The 21103-nt window shown below is 56.0% G+C and carries 20 protein-coding genes; 13 read left to right on the forward strand and 7 right to left on the reverse strand.

The window, feature by feature from the left end:
• The first annotated feature begins 159 nt into the window (after nt 1–159).
• Genes MPQ_RS02950 through MPQ_RS02975 form a run of 6 tightly spaced genes read left to right on the forward strand, consistent with a single transcriptional unit; the run spans nt 160 to nt 6220 of the window.
• Complete coding sequence (locus tag MPQ_RS02950) at nt 160–1149, forward strand: aminoglycoside phosphotransferase family protein (RefSeq protein WP_041362550.1); 990 nt, start codon at nt 160–162, stop codon at nt 1147–1149.
• A complete protein-coding gene (gene murU, locus MPQ_RS02955; protein ID WP_013441411.1) occupies nt 1149–1835 on the forward strand; it encodes an N-acetylmuramate alpha-1-phosphate uridylyltransferase MurU in 687 nt (228 codons plus the stop codon). Before MPQ_RS02950 ends, murU begins: the two co-directional genes overlap by 1 nt.
• Before the next feature lie 9 nt (nt 1836–1844).
• Nucleotides 1845–3149 carry an aminopeptidase P N-terminal domain-containing protein gene (locus MPQ_RS02960; protein WP_013441412.1) on the forward strand — a complete coding sequence of 435 codons (1305 nt, stop codon included), beginning with the start codon at nt 1845–1847 and terminating at the stop codon, nt 3147–3149.
• The gene (locus MPQ_RS02965) at nt 3146–4318 is read left to right on the forward strand and encodes an FAD-dependent oxidoreductase (RefSeq protein WP_013441413.1); all 1173 of its coding nucleotides are present in this window, start codon (nt 3146–3148) and stop codon (nt 4316–4318) included. Before MPQ_RS02960 ends, MPQ_RS02965 begins: the two co-directional genes overlap by 4 nt.
• The gene (locus MPQ_RS02970) at nt 4315–5475 is read left to right on the forward strand and encodes an FAD-dependent monooxygenase (RefSeq protein WP_041361984.1); all 1161 of its coding nucleotides are present in this window, start codon (nt 4315–4317) and stop codon (nt 5473–5475) included. The genes MPQ_RS02965 and MPQ_RS02970 overlap by 4 nt, the downstream gene beginning before the upstream one ends.
• Nucleotides 5476–5497: 22 nt before the next feature.
• Nucleotides 5498–6220 carry a DsbC family protein gene (locus MPQ_RS02975; protein WP_013441415.1) on the forward strand — a complete coding sequence of 241 codons (723 nt, stop codon included), beginning with the start codon at nt 5498–5500 and terminating at the stop codon, nt 6218–6220.
• A 103-nt stretch (nt 6221–6323) separates the two neighbouring features.
• On the opposite strand, the gene MPQ_RS02980 is transcribed toward MPQ_RS02975, so the two are convergent.
• Both MPQ_RS02980 and pilB read right to left on the reverse strand, forming a co-directional pair.
• Nucleotides 6324–7535, reverse strand: coding sequence for a type II secretion system F family protein (locus MPQ_RS02980; protein ID WP_013441416.1), 1212 nt, complete (start codon nt 7533–7535; stop codon nt 6324–6326).
• A gap of 32 nt (nt 7536–7567) precedes the next feature.
• Nucleotides 7568–9289 carry a type IV-A pilus assembly ATPase PilB gene (pilB, locus tag MPQ_RS02985; RefSeq protein WP_015829464.1) on the reverse strand — a complete coding sequence of 574 codons (1722 nt, stop codon included), beginning with the start codon at nt 9287–9289 and terminating at the stop codon, nt 7568–7570.
• A 417-nt stretch (nt 9290–9706) separates the two neighbouring features.
• Between pilB and MPQ_RS02990 the strand changes: the two genes are divergently transcribed.
• Nucleotides 9707–9910, forward strand: a complete 204-nt coding sequence (locus MPQ_RS02990) for a cold-shock protein (RefSeq protein WP_013441419.1) — start codon at nt 9707–9709, stop codon at nt 9908–9910.
• A 115-nt stretch (nt 9911–10025) separates the two neighbouring features.
• Here the strand turns inward: MPQ_RS02990 and icd are convergent, their stop codons facing one another.
• Nucleotides 10026–11264, reverse strand: a complete 1239-nt coding sequence (gene icd, locus MPQ_RS02995; RefSeq protein WP_013441420.1) for an NADP-dependent isocitrate dehydrogenase — start codon at nt 11262–11264, stop codon at nt 10026–10028.
• Between the two features lie 22 nt (nt 11265–11286).
• Here icd and MPQ_RS03000 point away from each other — a divergent pair, with 22 nt between their 5' ends.
• The 5 genes from MPQ_RS03000 (at nt 11287) to MPQ_RS03020 (ending at nt 15618) form a co-directional block, all read left to right on the forward strand.
• Complete coding sequence (locus MPQ_RS03000) at nt 11287–11823, forward strand: pseudouridine synthase (protein ID WP_013441421.1); 537 nt, start codon at nt 11287–11289, stop codon at nt 11821–11823.
• 88 nt (nt 11824–11911) lie between these two features.
• Nucleotides 11912–12619, forward strand: coding sequence for a type 1 glutamine amidotransferase (locus tag MPQ_RS03005; protein WP_013441422.1), 708 nt, complete (start codon nt 11912–11914; stop codon nt 12617–12619).
• A 69-nt stretch (nt 12620–12688) separates the two neighbouring features.
• Nucleotides 12689–13774, forward strand: a complete 1086-nt coding sequence (gene aroC, locus MPQ_RS03010) for a chorismate synthase (RefSeq protein ID WP_015829467.1) — start codon at nt 12689–12691, stop codon at nt 13772–13774.
• Between the two features lie 31 nt (nt 13775–13805).
• Nucleotides 13806–14951 carry an MFS transporter gene (locus MPQ_RS03015; protein WP_013441424.1) on the forward strand — a complete coding sequence of 382 codons (1146 nt, stop codon included), beginning with the start codon at nt 13806–13808 and terminating at the stop codon, nt 14949–14951.
• 22 nt (nt 14952–14973) lie between these two features.
• Nucleotides 14974–15618 (forward strand): TIGR02281 family clan AA aspartic protease, encoded by a 645-nt coding sequence (locus tag MPQ_RS03020; RefSeq protein WP_013441425.1) that lies wholly within the window; start codon nt 14974–14976, stop codon nt 15616–15618.
• A gap of 91 nt (nt 15619–15709) precedes the next feature.
• Here MPQ_RS03020 and folE2 read toward each other — a convergent pair whose 3' ends face one another.
• The 4 genes from folE2 to MPQ_RS03040 are packed head-to-tail and all read right to left on the reverse strand — an operon-like array spanning nt 15710 to nt 19531.
• Entirely contained in the window at nt 15710–16516 is an 807-nt protein-coding gene (gene folE2, locus MPQ_RS03025; protein ID WP_013441426.1) for a GTP cyclohydrolase FolE2, read from the reverse strand.
• A 51-nt stretch (nt 16517–16567) separates the two neighbouring features.
• Complete coding sequence (gene dxs / locus MPQ_RS03030; RefSeq protein ID WP_013441427.1) at nt 16568–18409, reverse strand: 1-deoxy-D-xylulose-5-phosphate synthase; 1842 nt, start codon at nt 18407–18409, stop codon at nt 16568–16570.
• A gap of 1 nt (nt 18410) precedes the next feature.
• Complete coding sequence (locus MPQ_RS03035) at nt 18411–19298, reverse strand: polyprenyl synthetase family protein (RefSeq protein WP_013441428.1); 888 nt, start codon at nt 19296–19298, stop codon at nt 18411–18413.
• Nucleotides 19298–19531, reverse strand: a complete 234-nt coding sequence (locus MPQ_RS03040) for an exodeoxyribonuclease VII small subunit (protein WP_013441429.1) — start codon at nt 19529–19531, stop codon at nt 19298–19300. Before MPQ_RS03040 ends, MPQ_RS03035 begins: the two co-directional genes overlap by 1 nt.
• A 166-nt stretch (nt 19532–19697) precedes the next feature.
• Between MPQ_RS03040 and MPQ_RS03045 the strand changes: the two genes are divergently transcribed.
• Nucleotides 19698–21101 carry a hypothetical protein gene (locus tag MPQ_RS03045; RefSeq protein WP_013441430.1) on the forward strand — a complete coding sequence of 468 codons (1404 nt, stop codon included), beginning with the start codon at nt 19698–19700 and terminating at the stop codon, nt 21099–21101.
• Nucleotides 21102–21103: the final 2 nt, after the last annotated feature.

The following is a 21103-nucleotide window of genomic DNA, read 5'->3' on the forward strand; positions in this document are numbered from 1 at the left end:
CAAAAAGTGTGGGTGGGACTTTGTTATAGGGTGATAAAATCGCATAAATTCAATTTTTAGGCAATGCATATCTTTGCCGCCGATAGCGTGAAAACCGCGTCGCGCAAGCATTCGCAGGCGTTGCCACAAGTGTTAATTTTGTCAGGAAGTTTTTACCCCATGCGATTGACTCAACTGCAGGCGTGGCTGGATCAGGTTCTGAACCATGCCGCTTATCAGCTGACCACGGCTTCGGCCGATGCCAGTTTCCGGCGTTATTTTCGAGTACATCTGGCGGACCGGACCCTGATTGCGATGGATGCGCCGCCGCCTCAGGAAGATTGCCGGCCATTCGTCGAAGTCGCCAGGCTGCTACTGGAGGCTGATCTTCATGTGCCGCAGGTACTGGCGCAAGATCTGGAGCAGGGATTTTTGTTATTAAGTGATCTGGGCGACACGACCTACCTGCAAGTGCTCACGGCAGACAATGCCAGTGCCTTGTATCGTGATGCCTGTCAGGCGCTGGTGTCATTGCAGCGCGCCAGTCGTCCCGACGTTTTGCCCCCATACGACGAAGCCTTGCTCATGCGGGAAATGCAGCTGTTCCCGGACTGGTATGTCAAACGGCACCTTAACAGGGAGCTGGATGCAAAACAGCAGGCGGTGCTGGACAGCACCTTTGCCGTCCTTACCCAAAATGCGCTGTCTCAGGGCCAAGTGTATGTGCATCGTGATTACCATGCCCGCAACCTGATGCTCTGCGAGCCTAACCCCGGCGTGCTGGATTTTCAGGATGCCGTGTATGGGCCGATCACCTATGATCTGGTCTCGCTGTTCAAGGATGCCTACATTGCCTGGGAAGAAGAGCAGGTGCTGGATTGGACGGTGCGCTACTGGCAATCGGCACGCGATGCCGGTTTGCCGGTACCGCAGGATTTTTCCGAGTTTTATCGCGATTTTGAGTTCATGGGCGCGCAGCGTCATATCAAGGTGCTGGGGATTTTTGCCCGCCTGAATTACCGCGATGGCAAGGATGGCTATCTCAAGGACATGCCACTGGTGCTGGAATATTTGCGCCGTGTCTGCGCCCGCTATACCGAGCTGCGCCCGATGTGGCGCCTGCTGGATCAATTGCATGATGTTGCCCCGCAGCAGGGTTTGACCTTCTGATGCGCGCGATGATACTGGCGGCGGGCCGCGGCTCCCGCATGCGGCCGCTGACCGACCATACGCCCAAGCCTTTATTGAAAGCGGGTGGCAAGCCATTGATCGTGCATCACCTCGAGCATCTGGCCGCCGCGGGCTTTTCTGAAGTGGTCATCAATCATGCCTACCTCGGCGCGCAAATTGAGCAGGCACTGGGGAACGGCAGCGCCTGGGGCCTGTCGATAGAGTACTCGCGAGAAGCCGAGGCGCTGGAAACAGCGGGCGGCGTAGCCGCGGCCTTGCCTTTGTTGGGCGATGAGCCTTTTCTGGTGATCAGTGGCGACATTTATGTTGAGGCGGATTACCGGGAGTTGAGCGAAGGTTTGCTGGCCGAAAATGATGCTGCCCTGGCCTGCCTGTGGATGGTGGACAATCCATCCTGGCACGCTGCCGGGGATTTTGGTCTGGTCGATGGCTTGATTCAGCTGGATGGCAACCCCAAGCTGACCTATGCCAATATCGGGGTTTTTCAGCCTGCTTTTTTTGCCAGCGTACCCGCGGGGGCAAGCATGCCCATGCTGCCCTTGTTCAAACAGGCGATCGCCAGGCGGCAATTGGCCGGCCGGCATTTTTCGGGTGTTTGGGACAATATAGGCACGCCCGCCCAGCTCGCGCAGCTGGATGCCTATCTGAATGAGTCACATGCTTAAGGTCATGCCATGCTAGATATACCGCATTTGCAATCCCGCCGTGCCACCCTTGCCAGCCGCATGGGGCAGGGCGTCGCCATTATCCCTACCGCGGCTGAGGCTCTGCGCAATCGGGATACCCATTATCCCTATCGCTATGACAGCTACTTTTACTACCTGACGGGCTTTACCGAGCCCGAAGCCGTGATCGTGGTGATTGCCGGTGATACTCCCAAAAGTATCCTGTTCTGCCGCGACAAGGATATGGAGCGCGAAATCTGGGATGGCTTTCGCCATGGTCCCGCCGGTGCGCTGGCGGAGTTTGGTGTTGACGAAGCCTACTCCATCAGCGAACTGGATACCCGCATCCCGGCCTTGCTCGCCAACCAGCCCGAGCTTTACTTCAGCCTGGGCGCCGATGCGGTCTGGGATCAGCGCGTGACGGGGTGGATCAATCAGTTGCGCAGCCAGGGCCGGGCGGGTGTCAGCGCGCCTGCTGCGATTCGCGATGTAAGAGCCTTGCTGGACGAGATGCGGCTTATCAAGTCGCCGCAGGAGATTGCCACCATGCGCCGCGCGGCCGTTATTTCGGCTGAAGCACATGCGCGTGCTATGCAGGCCACCAGGCCAGGCAAGCATGAATACGAAATTGAAGCCGAGTTGCTGCATACCTTTTATCGCCATGGCAGCCAGTATCCAGCGTATACCTCCATCGTGGCCGGCGGCGCGAATGCCTGCGTGCTGCATTACATCGCCAACAATGCGCCGCTCAACGATGGTGATCTGCTGCTGATCGACGCGGGTTGCGAACTGGATGGTTATGCTTCGGACATTACGCGGACTTTTCCCGTCAATGGCCGATTCAGTGGGGCGCAAAAGGATGTTTATGAGCTGGTGCTGGCGGCGCAATACGCCGCCATCGCCCAGGTCAACCCGCAATCGCACTGGAACGCCCCGCATGAAGCCGCACTCAAGGTGTTGGCGCAAGGCTTTATTGATCTGGGCCTGTGCCGCGGTACGGTGGATGCGGTGCTGGAGTCGGGCGATTATCGCCAGTTTTACATGCATCGCACTGGCCACTGGTTAGGCCTGGATGTACATGATGCAGGTGAGTACAAGCTGGACGGCGAATGGCGCACATTGCAGCCAGGCATGGTGCTGACGGTGGAGCCGGGTTGTTACATTCGACCTGCCGACGGTGTGCCGGAAGCGTTCTGGAATATCGGCATCCGTATTGAAGATGATGCGCTGGTGACTGCCGAGGGTTGCGACATCATTACCGAAGCGGCACCTAAAACCGTCGCCGCCATTGAAGAGTTGATGAGGGCAGCATGAGTGATCAGGCCGATATCATTATCGTAGGTGGCGGTCCGGTCGGCGCTACTCTGGCGCTTACTCTGCGCAAACAGGGGCTGCGCGCTACGTTGCTGGAGGCCCGCGCGCCCGGTGCCGCGCATGCGGATCAGCGCGCGCTGGCTTTGTCTTATGGTACGCGCGTCATTCTGGAAAAGCTCGGTCTGTGGAGCCAGCTTGCAGAGCAGGCGACCGCCATCAACACCATTCATATTTCACAACGTGGCAGCCTGGGCCGCTCGCGCTTGCGGGCAGAAGAGCACGGCCAATCGGCGCTGGGTTATGTGCTCTCCTATGGCAATCTGAGCCGTGTGCTTGATCACGCATTACAACAGGATAACGAGACCGATATCCGCCATGAAGCCGAGGTACTGACGATTACGCCTTCAGCCGAACATGGTGAAGTGAGTTACCGGCAGCATGGCGTGACACATACCCTGACCGGCAAGCTGGTAGTTCTGGCCGATGGTGGCCGCAGCCTGGGCGATATTCCGGGGCTGAAGCGCGAAACCAAGCACTATGGGCATGATGCCCTGGTCACCAAGGTCCGCGCCGAGCTGGCCCACGACAATATTGCCTATGAGCGATTCACCCCGGATGGGCCGGTCGCCCTGTTGCCCAATGGGCCGCGCGACTTTTCGCTGGTATGGACCGGACAGGCAGATGCCATCCACGGTTTGCTGGAACTGCCGGATGATGTCTTCCTGCAGCAGTTGCATCAGCACTTTGGTGATCGTGTTGGGCGTTTTTTGCAGGTGGAAAAGCGCATGAGCTTTCCGCTCAAGCTGTCCTATCTTGATCCGGTAACCGCGCCCCATCTGGTGGTGATCGGCAATGCCGCCCAGACCATGCATCCGGTGGCCGGGCAAGGTTTCAATGTGGGGCTGCGCGATGCCTGGGAGCTGGCCAGAAAAATCGCCGAAACGCCTTCCGCCGCATGGGGAAGCCCGGATATGTTCAAGGCCTACAGCGCCAGCCGTAAAACCGACACCAAGCGCGGTTTGCTGTTTACCGATTTCCTCGTCAACCTGTTTTCCAATGACATTGTCGGACTCAATCGCATGCGGGGTGTAGGCCTGGGTTTGCTGGATGTGGTGCCTTTTGTTAAACACAGATTGGTGCGCAAAATGAGTTTTGGGAGCCGTGGATGAGTACGCGCGCTGAGATGGTAGTGGTAGGTGGCGGTCTGGTGGGCTTGGCAACGGCACTGGCGGCCACGCACCAGGGCATGCATGCTATTTTGCTGGATCGTGCAGTACGTTCTTCCGAGGAACTCACGCATGACTGGGATAGCCGGATTTATGCCATCACCCCGGGCAATGCCGAGTGGCTGGCAGCACTGGGTGTCTGGTCGCGTATCCCCGCTGAGCGAATTTGCCCCATCGATCGCATGATGGTCTGGGGCGATAGCGCCCAGGACCAGTTGCATTTTGACGCCGAAGACATAGGCGCCTCCCAGCTGGGGTTTATTGTTGAAAACACGGCCTTGCAGCAGGCGCTACTGCAAGCTCTGGACGAGGCTGGCGTTGATATGCGATTTGGTACTGCGTGTGCGGGTGCCTCTTTCAGTGACAAAGCCGCTACGCTGACGCTGGAAAGTGGTGAGAAAATCAGTGCCGACCTGCTGGTGGCAGCCGATGGCGGGGCCTCCTGGGTGCGGCAGCAGGCCGGCATCAGCAGCGATAAACATGTGTATGCCCAGCAAGGGCTGGTGGCGAATTTCGAAACGGCATTGCCACACGGCAATATCGCGCGGCAATGGCTGAATAAGGATGGAATCCTGGCCTGGTTGCCCTTGCCGGGGAACCGCATTTCGATTGTCTGGTCCACGGAGGGGGCAAAAGAATTACTTGCCCTGGATGCCGCGGCGCTGGAGGCACGTGTGGCCGAGGCTGGGCAGCATGCCTTGGGCGCTTTGCGCCTGATTACGCCAGCTGCTGCGTTTCCTCTGGTCAAACAGACATCGCATGTGCTGGTAAAGCCCCATCTGGCGCTGGTGGGCGATGCCGCGCATCAGGTGCATCCGCTGGCCGGGCAAGGGGTGAATCTGGGCTTTCGCGATGTGGTTAGCCTGATGCAGAGTCTGACCCGGCGACACGCCCTGCAAAGCTGGGGCGATATTCAGCTTTTGCGTCATTACGAGCGGTCGCGCAAGACGGATATGGTATCGTTGCAGGGATTGACGCATGGCTTGCAACTGCTGTTTGCCAGTGAGCATCCGGTGCTGCGGCGTTTGCGTAACCATGGCATGCGGCTGGTAGATGCTTCCGCATTGAAAAAACCGCTGATACAGCACGCTATTATTTAAGCAGTTTGATTAAGGAAATTTCATGATTAAGAAGTTGATGGGAATGATGCTGGTTGCGGCGTTCAGCCTGAATGTGCACGCCGATGAAGCCAGCCTGCGCAAGGCGATTGAAGCGACGTATCCCAAAGTGCGCGTTGAAAGCATCACCAAAACCAGCTATGCCGGCTTGTATGAAGTATTTCTGGATGGTCAGATTATCTATACCGACGACAAATTCAGCTTTCTGATTGCGGATGGCCGTCTTATCGAGCCCAAGTCCAAGCGTGATGTGACTGGCGAGCGTCTGGATGAACTGACCAAGGTGGATTTCTCTTCCTTGCCGCTGGATCAGGCCATCAAGGTCGTCAAGGGTAATGGCAGCCGCAAGCTGGTCGTATTTTCTGACCCCGACTGCCCTTATTGCAAACGGCTTGAGCAAAAAGAGCTGGTGAATATCAACGATGTCACGATCTACACCTTCCTTTTCCCGCTGGAACAATTGCATCCTGATGCGGTGAACAAATCCAAGGCCATCTGGTGCGCTACTGATCGCGCCAAGGCCTGGCAGGATTGGGTGTTGAATGGTCAGCTGGCCAAAGCCGGTAACTGCGATACCTCTGCGATTGATAAATCCGCCGAGCTTGGTCGCAAACTGGGCGTGGTGAGCACCCCCACCCTGATTTTCGCCGATGGCAAACGCATGCTGGGTGCCTATCCTGCCAAGGATATTGAAAAAGCCATGAGCACCACACCGGCCAAGAAATAACAGTCACTGTTTTTGGGCTGTAAAAAAAGAGGCGGTAATCCGCCTCTTTTTTTGTGTCCGCGACCCGCTGAAAAGCCAGCGGGCTAATCTGTTGCAACGCGCCTTAAACCACTTGCCCCATCTTGAAGATAGGCAGGTACATGGCGATGACCAGCCCCCCGATCAGCGTGCCCAGCACGACCATGATGATAGGCTCCATCAGGCTGGACAAGGCTTCTACCGCATCATCCACTTCTGCTTCGTAGAAATCGGCGACCTTGGACAGCATCGAGTCAAGCGCACCCGATTCCTCACCAATGGCGACCATTTGCAATACCATATTGGGGAAAACTTCTACATTCTGCATGGCCACGGTGAGGCTGGTACCCGTGCTGATCTCGCTTTGAATCTGCTTGGTTGCCTCATAGTAAACGCGATTGCCCGATGCGCCGGCAACGGAATCCAGTGCTTCCACCAGTGGCACGCCGGCGGCAAACATGGTGGAGAGGGTGCGTGCAAAGCGGGCGATGGTGGCCTTGCGTATCAACTCTCCAAATACCGGAATTTTAAGAACAAGCCGGTCCATGGTCGCTTGCATCTTGATCGAGCGCTTCCATGAGTAGAAGAAAAACCACACGCCGCCACCAATGGCCCCAAAAATTGCCCACCAGTATTCCACAAAGAAATCGGAGATAGCCATGACGATGAGGGTCGGGGCTGGCAGGTCCGCGCCAAAGCTGCTGAATAGTTCCTTAAAGGCCGGAATCACGAAGATCATGATAACGGCAGTGATGATGAAGGCGACGACAATGATGGAGACGGGGTAAAACAGCGCCGACTTGATCTTGCTTTTGATCGCGAGGATTTTTTCCTTATAGGTTGCCAGGCGGTCAAGCAGCGAATCCAGAATACCGGCTTGCTCACCAGCTCCTACGAGGTTGCAATAAAGGGCATCAAAGTAAAGCGGGTATTTTCGGAACGCTTGGCTGAGACTGCTGCCAGTTTCCACGTCGGATTTGATATCGCCCAGCAGTTTGGAAACCGCGGGATTGTTATGCCCTTTGCCGACAATCTCGAATGCCTGTAGTAGCGGCACGCCAGCTTTCATCATGGTGGCCAGTTGACGCGTAAATAGCGTGACATCCTTTTCCTTGACCTTGCCGCCGGACTTGAGACCGCTCTGTTTTTTGATCTTGGTAACGGTAATGCCCTGGCGACGCAAGGTGGCATTGACGAAGGCTTCGCCACTGGCTTTGACTTCGCCTTTGATTTTTTTGCCTTTTTTGTCCGTGCCTTCCCAGGCGTAGATCACTTCCTTGCTAGCTTGTGCGGCCATAATTACCCCTGAGTGATGCTATGGTTGGCGGATTATTCATTGGTCACTGCCTCAACCTCTGCGATGGAAGTGAGACCCTGTTTGACTTTCATGAGGCCTGACTGGCGAAGGTCACGTACGCCTTCGCGCTTGGCCTGGTCCGCAATGTCATGCGCGGTGCCGTTTTTCATGATGATACGGCTCATTTCGTCCGAAACGGGCATGACCTGGTAAATCCCCACCCGACCTTTGTAGCCGCCATTGCACATCTCGCAGCCACCTTCGCGCGGCCCATACAGTTGCCAGCTTCCATCCAGATCGGCTTCGGTGAATCCCACGCTGAGCAGCGCTTCTTTTGGCAGGTCGAGCGGCTCTCTGCAATGCGGGCACAAGCGTCGTGCCAGACGCTGGGCTGTAATCAGCGAAACAGCCGAGGCAATGTTGAAAGGTGCCACGCCCATATTCATCAGGCGGGTCAGGGTCGATGGCGCATCGTTGGTATGCAGGGTGGACAGCACCATGTGGCCGGTCGAGGCGGCCTTGATCGCCATGTCGGCCGTTTCCAGATCGCGAATTTCCCCGATCATGATGATATCGGGATCCTGTCGCAAAAATGCTTTCAATGCAGCGGCAAAGGTCAGGCCCTGCTTGTCATTCACATTCACCTGGTTGATGCCAGGCAAAGGGATTTCCGCCGGGTCTTCCGCAGTGGAAATGTTGACGCCTGGGCTATTGAGAATATTGAGGCAGGTGTAGAGAGACACGGTTTTGCCTGAGCCGGTGGGCCCGGTGACCAGCACCAATCCATATGGGCGGCTGACGGCACTGAGCAGTGCCTCTTTCTGGTCTGGCTCATACCCCAATGCCTCAATGCCCAGCGTGGCGCTGCTCGGGTCCAGAATCCGCATGACGATTTTTTCGCCATTGATCATGGGCAGGGTGCTGACGCGGAAGTCGATGGTCCGGGTTTTGGACAGCACCAGTTTCATTCGGCCATCCTGCGGAACACGCTTTTCCGAGATATCCAGATTGGAGATCACCTTGATGCGGGAGGCCATTTTTTCCTTGATGGCCAAGGGCGGCTGGGCGATTTCCTGCAATACGCCATCTACCCGATAGCGAATGCGGTAATACTTTTCATACGGTTCGAAATGCAGGTCAGAGGCACCCATGTTGATCGCATCCAGCAGTATCTTCTGGATGTATTTCACCACCGGAGCATCGTCAATTTCCGCACTGCTGACTTCTTGCTCCACCGGCTCATTGCCGGATTCCATGTCCAGACTGAATTCATCGCTCATGCTGAGCGATTGCATGCTGGTATCGCTCGCTTCCACGAGTCTGGCAATCCACTTGCTCAGTTTGTCTTCTTCGACCACTACAGGCGAAAGCGCCATGCCCACCTGAAACTGGACATCATCCAGAGCATGCAGGTTGGTGGGGTCGGACAGGGCGACAAAAAGCGAGTTGCCGCGGCTTTGCAATGCCATGACACGGCTGCTCGCCATGAGCTTGGTGTCTATCGTTTTGGCCGGAATGTAATCGGGATTTAAAGCATCAAGATCAAACAAGGGGAAGCCGAAGGCATTGGCTGCCGTCTCGGCAATTTTCAGTGCCGGCAGTTTCTTGCTTTGTACCAGCTGGCTGACAAAGGGGATGCGTTGTGCAGTTGCACTGGCCTGTACACTGGCCGCGTCTTCTTCCGATAGCAGTTGCTCTTGCACCAGCATGCGTGCAAGCCCGCCTAACTTACTGGGAAGGGTGGTGGCTGCCATTCAGATAACCGACCTTGCTGTGCTTGTATTGGGAGTTTTCACGACATTTAATAATGCACGGTCGGCTTTTTTTTGTAAAGCAAGTGACATATACAGGTGACAAATTTTGCATTTCAATACAGATAAATAGCCATTGCACTTCAGAATCCAAGTGAATACTTGGCGTGCCCCGTCAGATTGGGGGTAAATAGCGTAGTTGAATTAGGCACTTAGCTGTCTTGTATTGAAACTGTTTTAAAAAGTTCAAATAAAATGCAAAAAACGCTAAAAAAACCTTGACTTCTTGATTCAACACACGTAAAAACGCGTTCAGGCGTTTGGATTCGAGGTCATAGTAGCCGGCACTACCGACTTAAAGTCTTGAAGTACAAACTTTTGAGGACGCCTCCTCTTAATGTTTTAGCAAGGAAGTATGAAATGGCAACAGGTACCGTAAAGTGGTTTAATGACTCCAAAGGTTTTGGTTTCATTACCCCGGACGATGGTGGCGACGATTTGTTCGCACACTTCTCCGCAATTGTAGAGTCTGGCTACAAAAGTCTTAAGGAAGGTCAGCGCGTAAGCTTTGACGTTACCGAAGGCCCTAAAGGCAAACAGGCTTCCAACATCCAGAAGGCCTAAGCTTTTTAAGCTAACCAGTCTTCATGAAAACGGCCCGTCACGCGGGCCGTTTTCATTTGTAGTGAGTTTTGCGCATGTTAGCCACCCTAATGGCGTGGCTAACATGGCTGGCTGATTACATGTTGTTGATGATTTCGTCGCCAAATTGAGCGCTGCCTACTTGCGTAGCGCCTTCCATTTGCGAGGAGAAGTCATGCGTGACGCGTTTGGCGCTAATCGCTTGCCCCACGCCTTTTAGCACCAGATCGGCGGCTTCTGCCCAGCCCATGTGGCGCAGCATCATCTCAGCGGAGAGGATGAGTGAGCTTGGGTTGGCAATATCCTTGCCTGCAATCTTGGGGGCAGTGCCGTGTGTTGCCTCAAACATGGCAACGGTATCCGACAGATTGGCGCCTGGCGCAATGCCAATACCACCGACTTGCGCGGCCAGCGCGTCGGACATGTAATCACCATTCAGATTCAGGGTGGCCACCACGTCATAGTCCTGCGGGTGCAGCAGAATTTCCTGCAGGAAGGCATCGGCGATGCAATCCTTGATGATGATGCCATTTGGCAGCTTGCACCATGGGCCGCCATCGATCTCCACCGCGCCAAATTCTTCCTTGGCGACTTCATAGCCCCAAGTCTTGAAACCACCTTCGGTGAATTTCATGATGTTGCCTTTGTGGGCAATGGTCACCGATTTGCGGTTGTTGTCGATCGCATATTGAATAGCCTTGCGAACCAGGCGCTTGCTGCCATCCACGGATACTGGCTTGATGCCGATGGAAGAGGTTTCGGGAAAACGGATTTTCTTGCGCACGCCCATGTCGGAAAGGAAGTCGATGACTTTCTTGACTTCATCGGTCCCTGCCGCCCACTCGATACCAGCATAAATGTCTTCGGTATTTTCACGGAAAATCACCATATCGGTTTTTTCCGGGTGTTTAACCGGGCTGGGCACGCCGGTGAAGTACTGTACCGGGCGCAGACAGACATACAGATCCAGTTCCTGACGCAGGGTCACATTCAGCGAGCGGATGCCGCCGCCTACTGGCGTTGTCAGCGGGCCCTTGATCGAGATCACATAGTCGCGCACGGCTTTCATGGTTTCTTCAGGCAGCCAGGTATTGTCTCCATATACCTTGGTGGCCTTTTCACCAGCGTACACTTCCATCCAGGCAATCTGGCGCTTGCCGCTGTAGGCCTTGTTTACCGCAGCATTCACAACCTTGATCATGGGGGGCGTGATGTCAACGCCAATGCCATCGCCCTCGATAAATGGGATAATCGGCTGATCGGGAACGTTGAGAGAGTTATCTGCGTTTACGGTGATTTTTTCGCCAAAGCCAGGCACAACGATTTTTGTAGACATTGAGTAGATCCCTAGAAATTAAATGCTTATTCTGTTCAACAAGCCTTTTGGCGTAGTTTGCCAGTTCAGCGCGCATGAAAATCATCCCACGCTCAAGGATTACATCGCGATGCCGGATGTATATGCAGCGGGGAGACTAGATACGGACAGCGAAGGTTTGCTCATTTTAACCGATGACGGCCGCTTGCAACACAGGATTGCGCACCCCAAGCATAAAGAAATCAAGATATATTGGGCTCAGGTGGAAGGTGCGCCGGACGATGAAGCACTCTCGCCGCTGCGCCGTGGTGTCGATTTGGGCGATTTTGTGACTCAGCCTGCACAGGTAAAAATTATTGCCGAGCCTGCCAATCTATGGGCACGGGTTCCGCCCATCCGCGAGCGCAAAGCCATTCCCACCACCTGGCTGGAAATCCGCATCAGTGAAGGTAAGAATCGCCAGGTAAGGCGCATGACGGCCAAGATCGGCTTTCCTACCCTCCGGTTGATACGCTATGCGATAGGCGCACATACCCTGGCCGGGTTGCAACCTGGCGAGTTTAAGATACTGGCGACCTGATGGTTTTGTCTCAGCCAGCCGATTGCCATGAAAGCTATCTCTGATGGATGTCGTTTTTTAATTAACCCGCTTTTTATGAGGATTACGCATGAAGCCCGTCATCATTTTTCGTCACGCTGCAGTTGAAGGTCCCGGATTTCTGGCGCAGTTTCTGGATGCGCATCAGATTCCCTGGCAATTGTTGAAGATTGATCAGGGTGAAAGCTTGCCCACATCGATTGCCGACTACAGTGGCGTGGTTTTGATGGGTGGACCCATGAGTGTGCATGATGATCTGCCATGGATAGCGCCTGTGCTGGGCCTTATCCGTGAAGCGTATGCACTGGATATCCCGCTGCTGGGGCACTGTCTGGGTGGCCAACTGATCAGTCAGGCACTCGGCGGCCAGGTAACGCTGAACCCGATCAAGGAAATCGGCTGGGGCGAGGTATCACCAACGGCTGCGCCGGAAGCAAAAGCCTGGTTTGGAGATCAAGCCCATTTCCTGGCATTTCATTGGCATGGTGAAACCTTTGCGCCACCACCGGCAGCCACGCCCTTGCTGGTCAGCCCCTATTGCGAAAATCAGGCCTATGCCATCGGCAAGCACCTGGCATTGCAATGCCATATTGAAATGACCGAGCAAATGGTGCTGGACTGGTGCCGTGTCGGCGCAGATGAAATCCAGGCCGCTGCGGCCAGCCCTGGTGTGCAGCAGGTCGCCGATATCACGGCGGCGCTCAGTGCAAATGTGGCGGTGCTGCAGAAAACGGCAGAGCGCGTCTACACGCAATGGATTCGCGGCCTCAAGGCTTGAGGCGCGGCATGCCAGTCTGGCGCTTATGGTAAACTTCAGCCTTTTCAGGCTTATACGCAAGAGAATCTCATGTCCGGCAATACACTAGGCACACTTTTTACGCTTACCTCCTTCGGTGAGTCTCACGGCCCCGCCATTGGCGGTGTGGTAGACGGGTGTCCGCCGGGCATGGCCCTCAGCGAGGCTGATCTGCAAGTGGAGCTGGACCGGCGCAAGCCCGGTACTTCGCGCCATGTCACGCAGCGCAAGGAGCCGGATACCGTTGAAATCCTGTCTGGTGTGTTTGAAGGTAAAACCACCGGCGCGCCGATAGGCTTCATTATTCGCAATCAGGATCAACGCAGCCAGGATTACGGCAAGATCGCCGAAACATTCCGCCCAGGCCATGCCGATTACACCTACTGGCAGAAATACGGCATCCGCGATTACCGCGGTGGTGGCCGCTCCAGTGCCCGCGAAACGGCAGTGCGTGTGGCGGCAGGCGCCATTGCCAAGAAGTGGTTGAAAGAGCGTTACGGCGTCACCATTCAGGGTTATATGAGCCAACTGGGTGAGCTGACCATTCCCTTCGAGACCTTTGATGCTGTCGCAGAAAACCCCTTCTTTGCGCCCAATCGCACCATCTTGCCTGAGCTGGAAGCCTATCTGGACAAGATTCGCGCTGAGCGCGACTCGGTGGGCGCCCGTATTTCCGTGGTGGCCCGTGGCGTGCCGGTGGGCTGGGGCGAGCCGGTCTACGATCGTCTGGATGCCGAGCTGGCATACGCCATGATGAGCATCAATGCAGTCAAGGGTGTCGAGGTCGGCGCAGGTTTTGCCAGCGTGGCGCAGCGTGGCTCGGAACATAGCGACGAGCTGACGGCGCATGGTTTTGCTACCAATCATGCCGGCGGCATACTCGGCGGTATTTCGAGCGGACAGGATATTGAAGTGCACCTCGCGCTTAAGCCAACGTCCAGCATTCCCCAGGAGCGCCGCTCCATCGACAAGCAGGGCGAAGAACTCACCATGCAGACGACTGGTCGCCATGACCCTTGTGTCGGTGTGCGTGCGACGCCCATTGCCGAGGCCATGATGGCGCTGGTGCTCATTGATCACGCCTTGCGTCATCGTGCGCAATGCGGCGATGTTGTGACCCCCACACCACATATCTGATTTTCTCTGAATAAAACCGCAGACGTCCGGTATGCATAAGTCTCTCTACTGGCGTCTGTCTGGTTTTTATCTTGCCTATTTTGGCTTCGTCGGCGCCTTTACGCCGTTCTGGAGTCTCTACCTGAAATCCCTCGCCTTCAGCGCTTTCCAGATCGCGATTCTCATGTCGCTGTTTCAGGTGGCGCGCATATTCTCGCCCAGTTTGTGGGGCTGGCTGGCCGATCATCTGGGCCATCGTGTCCGTATCATTCAATGGCTGGCGGGCTTGAGCCTGCTGGCATATGCCGGTGTCTTCTTCGGAACCTCATTTGCCTGGCTGTTTGCGGTGATGCTGGCGTTGAGTTTTTTCTGGAGTGCTTCCTTGCCATTGATTGAGGCGGTCACGCTGGGACATCTGGGGGACAGGTTTGATCGGTATGGCCGCATCCGCCTGTGGGGGTCGATCGGGTTTATTGCCGCCGTCATTGGCCTCGGTTACCTGCTGGATTTCAGCGATATCCGGGCGCTGCTGTGGGTGGTGCTGGGTTTGCTGGTCGGGGTGTTTCTGTTTTCACTCAAGCTGAATGATCCCGCCGTACTTCGGCACCATGATGATGCCGGATCGCTATGGGCGATTATTCGCCGTCGGGAAGTGGTCGCGCTGATGGTCGCCTGTTTCACCATGTCGGCGGCACATGGTGTGTATTACACCTTCTACTCGATCTATCTGGTTGCCCACGGTTACAGTGCCACCCATGTCGGCTGGTTATGGGGGCTGGGCGTGGTGTGCGAGATCCTGATTTTTCTTGGCATGCCGCGGCTGACCGCCATGTTCGGCTTGCGCCGCATCATGATGGGCAGCCTGGTTCTGGCCTTTGTGCGCTTCAGTGTGATTGGCTGGGCGGTGGATAGCTGGGTGCTGATTCTGCTGGCGCAGACCCTGCATGCGGCGACCTTCGGCTCTTATCACGCCGCCGCCGTGGCACTGACGCATCAATATTTCAAGGGGCGCCACCAGTCCAAAGGGCAGGGGCTGTATACGAGCGTCTCCTATGGCATGGGCGGCACGGCCGGGGCCATTGCCAGTGGTTATGCCTGGGATACGCTGGGGCCCAGCTGGACATTTACCCTCTCGGCCAGTTGCGCTATGCTGGGCTGCCTGTTATTTGCCTGGCTGATGCCCAAGAAAAACCACTGAGTCCTCTCTGAAGGAGACCCGCATGCCGCGGCTGTTCACTCTCGCTTTGCTCTGCCTGTGGCCGTTTGCCGTGCATGCGGATACCGATATCAATGTGGTGGCCCTGTTTAACAACAAGGCGATGCTGATTATCAACAAGGGTAAGCCGCAGACTCTTTCTGTGGGCCAGGTCTCACGTGAAGGCGTCAAATTGGTGGCGGCCGATACCAGCCGGGCGGTGCTAGAGGTGGAAGGCAAGCGGCGTGAACTCGGGATGGGGCAGGCTGCTACAGTGGCGGGAAATCAAGCCACCGGCCCTGCCAGTGTCACTCTTTATGCCGATGGTGCCGGGCACTTTGTGACGGATGGCATGGTGAATGGCCGCGAGCTCCGATTTCTGGTTGATACCGGGGCTACATTGATCGCCATGAACAGTGGTGATGCGGTCTATGCCGGCATTGATTACAAAAAGGGGACTCGCATTCCTATCCATACTGCCTCGGGGGAAGAGGTGGGGTACCGTGTGGTGATCAATACACTGAAGCTGGGAAACGTGATCCTGAATCAGGTCGATTGCGTGGTGCTGGAGGGTGGTTCCCCCTCGATGGTATTGTTGGGCATGAGTGCGCTGAACCGCATGGAAATGCGGCGCGACGGTATCACCATGACGTTGACCAAAAAATACTGACCCCGCGATTTTCGCTGGGTTTCGGCAACAAAAAAGCGCATCTGGTGAGATGCGCTTTTTTATTTTCAGCTCGCTGCAAGGCTTGCCAGCGTTAAGCCTGGATACGTTTGTCCCGCTCGATCAAGGCATAGGCCGAGTGGTTGTGAATGGACTCGAAATTCTCAGATTCCACTACGTATTTCACGATGCGCTTTTCCACATTCAGTTGAGCCGCTACATCGCGCACCATGTCTTCCACAAACTTGGGATTGTCATAGGCATGCTCAGTGACGTATTTTTCATCTGGACGCTTCAGCAGACCAAACAGCTCGGAGGAAGCTTGTGTTTCCACGATGCGGATCAGGTCTTCCACCCAGATGAAATCATTGATCAGGGCGGTGATGGTCACATGCGAACGCTGGTTGTGCGCGCCGTAGTTGGAAATTTTCTTCGAGCATGGGCACAGGCTGGTGACCGGGACCATGACTTTGACCGTGATATCAAATTTGCCCTTGTTGATTTCACCAATGAAGGTGACTTCATAATCCAGCAGGCTTTGCACGCCAGAGATCGGCGCTGCCTTGTTGATGAAGTACGGGAAGGTCATTTCGACGTAACCGGACTCCGCTTCCAGCCGCTCTACCATGGCACGCAGGATAGTCTCGAAGGACTCCACCGAAATCTCGCGCTCGTTCATGTTGAGAATCTCAACAAAGCGCGACATGTGGGTGCCCTTGAAGTTGTGCGGCAGATGCACATACATGTCGAACATGGCGACCGTATGTTGCACACCGCCAGTTTTGTCCTTGACCTTTACCGGATGGCGTATGGATTTGATCCCCACCTTGTCGATGGCGAGATGTCGCGTATCCGGCGTGTTCTGGACATCTTCAATGGCTGGTGTAACTGGCTGGTTCATGGGGCGTTCCAATATCGTAAAGAGAGTGCGGTGTAATACTTGAGTATACTACTAGGTTAATTTTTTCTCAATTGAGGCAATGATGCCTTCCGCATTGAGACCGCATTCCGCCAGCATGGTTTCATGCACGCCATGATCAATGAAGGTATCCGGTAAGCCCAGGCTCAGGGTGGCCACCTGCGGATTGATCTGCTGCAGTGCTTCCATCACCGCCGCGCCTGCGCCACCGAGCAATGTGTTTTCTTCCACCGTCACCAGTAGGCTATGGCTGGCGGCCAGCTCGGCAATCAGGGCCACATCCAGCGGCTTGACGAATCGCATGTTGACGACCGTGGCATCCAGCTTTTCTCCAGCTGCCAGCGCGGGTGTCAGCATGCTGCCAAAGGCCAGTATGGCAACGTTTTTGCCATGGCGGCGCACCTCGCCCTTGCCGATGGGCAGGGCTGTCATGGCCTTTTTAATGACGGCACCAGGGCCGCCACCACGAGGGTAGCGCACCGCGCTGGGGCCATCATGCTGATAGGCGGTATACAGCATTTGGCGGCATTCATTTTCATCCGACGGCGCCAGGATCAGCATGTTGGGGATGCAGCGCATAAAGCTCAAATCAAAGCTGCCGGCATGGGTCGGGCCATCGGCGCCCACCAGGCCAGCGCGATCAATCGCAAACACGACAGGCAGGTTTTGCAATGCAATATCGTGAATAAGTTGATCGTAGGCGCGCTGTAAAAATGTCGAGTAAATGGCGACCACCGGCTTCATGCCATCGCAGGCCATACCCGCGGCAAAGGTGAGGGCATGCTGCTCGGCAATGCCCACATCAAAAAAGCGCTTGGGGAATTTTTCGGCAAAGGCATTCAGGCCAGAGCCATCGCACATGGCCGGGGTAATGCCGATCAGGCGCTCGTCTTGCTCCGCCATGTCGACCAGCCAGTCGCTGAATACCTGGGTGTAGGTTTTTTTGCTGCTGGTGGCAACAGAGCAGCCATTGCTCGGATCAAATTTCCCCACACCATGGTATTTGCCGGGATTATCCTCGGCAGGCGCATAGCCATGGCCTTTTTGCGTGACGATATGGAGGAATTGCGGGCCCTTGAGCTTGCGGATGTTTTTCAGCGTGGTAATCAGGGTTTCAATATCGTGGCCGTCAATCGGGCCGATATAGTTAAAGCCGAACTCTTCAAACAGCGTGCCTGGCGTGACCATGCCCTTGACGTGCTCTTCCGCACGCTTGGCAAATTCCAGCATGGGTGGCACCACGCCCAGCACCTTCTCGCCGGAGCGGCGCATGGACGCGTAAAAGCGGCCGGAAAGCAGCTTGGCCAGATAGTTGTGCAGGGCGCCCACATTCGGCGAAATCGACATGTCATTGTCGTTGAGGATTACCAGCAGGTTGGCATCCATTGCGCCTGCGTTGTTGAGCGCCTCAAAGGCCATACCGGCGGTCATGGCACCGTCGCCGATGATGGCAACCGCGCGGCGCTCTGAACCCTGCTGCTGGGCGGCAATCGCCATGCCCAGTGCGGCGGAGATCGAGGTGCTGGAATGCCCCGTGCCAAAGGTATCGTATGGGCTTTCGTTGCGACGCGGAAAACCGGCGATGCCATTCGGCATGCGCAGATCGGCCATGCCATCGCGGCGTCCGGTCAGAATCTTGTGCGGGTAGGTCTGGTGGCCCACATCCCACACCAGCCGGTCTTCCGGGGTGTTGAATACATAGTGCAGGGCGATGGTCAGCTCAACCACGCCCAGGTTGGATGAAAGATGGCCGCCCGTCCGCGCCACGCTATCAATCACAAAGGTGCGCAGTTCCTGGGCCAGCTCGGGAAGCTGCTTGCGATCAAGTAATCGTAGCTGTTCCGGCGATTGGATAGTGTCGAGTAATGGATACATATCAGAAGCTGCGTTGCGTAATGAATTTAGCCAGCTGCTGCAGGCGTATGGCGGAATCCCCGTAAGCAGCCAATGGCGCCAGGGCTTCGTCGTAAAGTTCTTGCGCCAGCTGCTTTGCCCGCTCCAGGCCGAGGATGGTGACATAGGTCGGCTTGTTGCTGTCGGCGTCCTTGCCAGCGGTTTTGCCGAGCGTGGTGGTGTCGGCTTCGCTATCGAGAATGTCGTCCACCACCTGGAAGGCGAGGCCGATCGCCTGAGCATAGTGGTCGACGGCTTTAATGCGGTCGGCATCAACCGTATCCGCGCTTTCGGCACCCAGCAGGGCGGCAGCACGAATCAGTGCACCGGTTTTGTGGATGTGCATCTGTTCCAGTTCGGTCTGCGTCAGGTCGAGGCCCACGCTGGCAAGATCAATTGCCTGCCCACCGGCCATGCCGCGCGAACCGCTCGCCACCGCCAGAATATGCACCATATGCATTTGGCGTGCTGCATCACGAAGCAGCCCCGGCTCCGCCAGCACCTTGAACGCCAGTGCTTGCAGGGCATCACCGACCAGCAATGCGGTGGCGTCGTCGTATTGTTTATGACAGGAGGGTTTGCCGCGGCGTAGGTCGTCATCGTCCATGCAGGGCATGTCGTCATGCACCAGCGAATAAGCGTGTATCAGCTCTACCGCGGCGGCTGATTGTTCCACCGCCGAAATCGGCGCCTGACAGAACTCCCCCGCAGCGTGGGCGAGCAGGGCGCGAACGCGCTTGCCTCCGCCCAGCACGGCATAGCGCATCGCCCCATGCAGGCGCGATGGTATGATATTTGCAGCAGGTAATATGTCGTCCAGCACCCGCTCCATGCGGGTCTGGATATCCAGCGACCATGCGTTGAAATCCATTATTGTTGATCGCTAAAAGATTTGAGTTGGTGGGTATCGTTCAATATCTGCACTTGTTGATCGACATCGGCCAAGGTCTGCTGGCAGAATTTCAATAACTCGGCCCCGCGTTTGTAGGCGGCCAGCGAGAGCTCCAGCGGTAGCTGGTTGGTCTCCATCTGCTGAACCAGTGCTTCGAGTTCGCTCACAGCACTTTCGTAAGTGAGTGGCGCATCGGCAATTTTTTTGCTCATGACATTGATTATTCTGGGGCGTGCGTCTGTAAAATGAAGGCCGCGAGGCGATAACGAGTATGCATTTCTAGCCTGAATTATATAGTTTACGCTATATCTTTGTCAGGGCTAAATGCAGGGTCGGGAATAACAATACAACAGGGAGCAGCGCAGGCTGCATATAACGATGATGAAGAATGCTACCTCGCTGGACGAAGGCTGGCTGGTTCGCCTGGAGTCAGCCAACCAGGCTTTGTCCAAAGCCATGCCGCTTGGTGATCTTGAAGCGGTGATCTATCTGCAGCAATCGTGCCGGCCGGATTTGCTGTCACTGACTCGCTACTTTGCCACCACGCCCAAGCTCGATGTCGTCCTGGAAAACCGCATTGTGCGTACCGTCGGCGAGCATCTGCAACAGTCACGCGTGGCATGCACCAACCATATCAAAGCCTTGATGGCCCGCCAGAGCAAGCAGCAGCTCATGCAGTTGCTGCTGGAAAAGCTGCAGGTCATGGCCTTGATCGCCAAATGGTGTTACCTGCGTTATCAGCCTATTCCCGAGCGGTACTGGCTGGAACTGCATGCGGATTATCTGCTGGCCGAACGCTTGCGGCTGGATATCCCCGCTTTCCAGTCGGGCTATGTGCATATTCTGATGCTGGACAGCATCAATCTCAGTAGCATGCAGAAAGCCGAAATCGAAGCGCTGGACCGCTGGGTAGCGCAGTGGAGCGTGCAAGTCGCAGTGACGTCACATTGCGATGACCGCCCGCATGCCATGTTTGTCGACCTGGGGCAAGATGTCGGTGCCCGTCGTCTGCGCAACTTTACGCCCACTGAAAACTTTCGCTGCTGGGTGATTGAGATGATCCTGCGCGATCTGGAGCAGATGCGCGAGCAGCTCTCTGCTGGCGCCATTAGCCTGCCGATATTGCCAGACGCCACGACAGTCCGAAGCGCCCAGATCATTGATCTGCTTATCATGGCCTGGTCTGATCTGCGTGAGCAACGTCGACGCGTCGAGCGTGCCGCCGTCTCCAAGCTGGCGCAAGCGGTCAATGGCCTGTTTGCCGTATGTCAGCAAATCCGAAACGAAGCCTACCGCCCGACTTTTCTTCATCCGGATGATGTGCAGCCCCTGCCTAATTCGTGGGAGGTGCAGAACGAGAGCGTATTTGGCCTGGGCGCGGTCGTGAATGCGGACCTGAATCTGTGGGTCAAGCCCGGCGCCTTGCTATCCCTCCAGTTTGCGTTGAATCCGGATATGGAAGTGCTGGCCGTGGTGCGTAGCCTCCAGCAGCGGCCGGGGCGCGAGCTATATGTCGGCCTGGAAGTGATTTCCTATACGCCAGCCTATGTGCAGCTGACGACGGAAGACCCACCTGCCGACGAAGAGCCCATTCCTGGTCTTTATCTGGGGCGCGATGACGACAGAAACTGGCCGCCGAGCTTGCTGCTGCCTCTGCAGCCGCAAGCCTATGTTGGAGAACTGGTAATGCATCTGGAGCATTCCGATTATCGGGCCACGCTGGGCGATGTGCTGGAACAGCAGGCCGACTGGGTGCGCATAGCCGTCATGGTGCGCGATTAAAC

The organism is Methylovorus sp. MP688 (assembly GCF_000183115.1).
Lineage (GTDB): Bacteria > Pseudomonadota > Gammaproteobacteria > Burkholderiales > Methylophilaceae > Methylovorus > Methylovorus glucosotrophus.

Coding starts and splice junctions, on each gene's coding strand:
- MPQ_RS02950 (WP_041362550.1), top strand. CDS start 160: ATGCGATTGACTCAACTGCAGGCGTGGCTGGATCAGGTTCTGAACCAT.
- murU (WP_013441411.1), top strand. CDS start 1,149: ATGCGCGCGATGATACTGGCGGCGGGCCGCGGCTCCCGCATGCGGCCG.
- MPQ_RS02960 (WP_013441412.1), top strand. CDS start 1,845: ATGCTAGATATACCGCATTTGCAATCCCGCCGTGCCACCCTTGCCAGC.
- MPQ_RS02965 (WP_013441413.1), top strand. CDS start 3,146: ATGAGTGATCAGGCCGATATCATTATCGTAGGTGGCGGTCCGGTCGGC.
- MPQ_RS02970 (WP_041361984.1), top strand. CDS start 4,315: ATGAGTACGCGCGCTGAGATGGTAGTGGTAGGTGGCGGTCTGGTGGGC.
- MPQ_RS02975 (WP_013441415.1), top strand. CDS start 5,498: ATGATTAAGAAGTTGATGGGAATGATGCTGGTTGCGGCGTTCAGCCTG.
- MPQ_RS02980 (WP_013441416.1), bottom strand. CDS start 7,535: ATGGCCGCACAAGCTAGCAAGGAAGTGATCTACGCCTGGGAAGGCACG.
- pilB (WP_015829464.1), bottom strand. CDS start 9,289: ATGGCAGCCACCACCCTTCCCAGTAAGTTAGGCGGGCTTGCACGCATG.
- MPQ_RS02990 (WP_013441419.1), top strand. CDS start 9,707: ATGGCAACAGGTACCGTAAAGTGGTTTAATGACTCCAAAGGTTTTGGT.
- icd (WP_013441420.1), bottom strand. CDS start 11,264: ATGTCTACAAAAATCGTTGTGCCTGGCTTTGGCGAAAAAATCACCGTA.
- MPQ_RS03000 (WP_013441421.1), top strand. CDS start 11,287: ATGCTTATTCTGTTCAACAAGCCTTTTGGCGTAGTTTGCCAGTTCAGC.
- MPQ_RS03005 (WP_013441422.1), top strand. CDS start 11,912: ATGAAGCCCGTCATCATTTTTCGTCACGCTGCAGTTGAAGGTCCCGGA.
- aroC (WP_015829467.1), top strand. CDS start 12,689: ATGTCCGGCAATACACTAGGCACACTTTTTACGCTTACCTCCTTCGGT.
- MPQ_RS03015 (WP_013441424.1), top strand. CDS start 13,806: ATGCATAAGTCTCTCTACTGGCGTCTGTCTGGTTTTTATCTTGCCTAT.
- MPQ_RS03020 (WP_013441425.1), top strand. CDS start 14,974: ATGCCGCGGCTGTTCACTCTCGCTTTGCTCTGCCTGTGGCCGTTTGCC.
- folE2 (WP_013441426.1), bottom strand. CDS start 16,516: ATGAACCAGCCAGTTACACCAGCCATTGAAGATGTCCAGAACACGCCG.
- dxs (WP_013441427.1), bottom strand. CDS start 18,409: ATGTATCCATTACTCGACACTATCCAATCGCCGGAACAGCTACGATTA.
- MPQ_RS03035 (WP_013441428.1), bottom strand. CDS start 19,298: ATGGATTTCAACGCATGGTCGCTGGATATCCAGACCCGCATGGAGCGG.
- MPQ_RS03040 (WP_013441429.1), bottom strand. CDS start 19,531: ATGAGCAAAAAAATTGCCGATGCGCCACTCACTTACGAAAGTGCTGTG.
- MPQ_RS03045 (WP_013441430.1), top strand. CDS start 19,698: ATGATGAAGAATGCTACCTCGCTGGACGAAGGCTGGCTGGTTCGCCTG.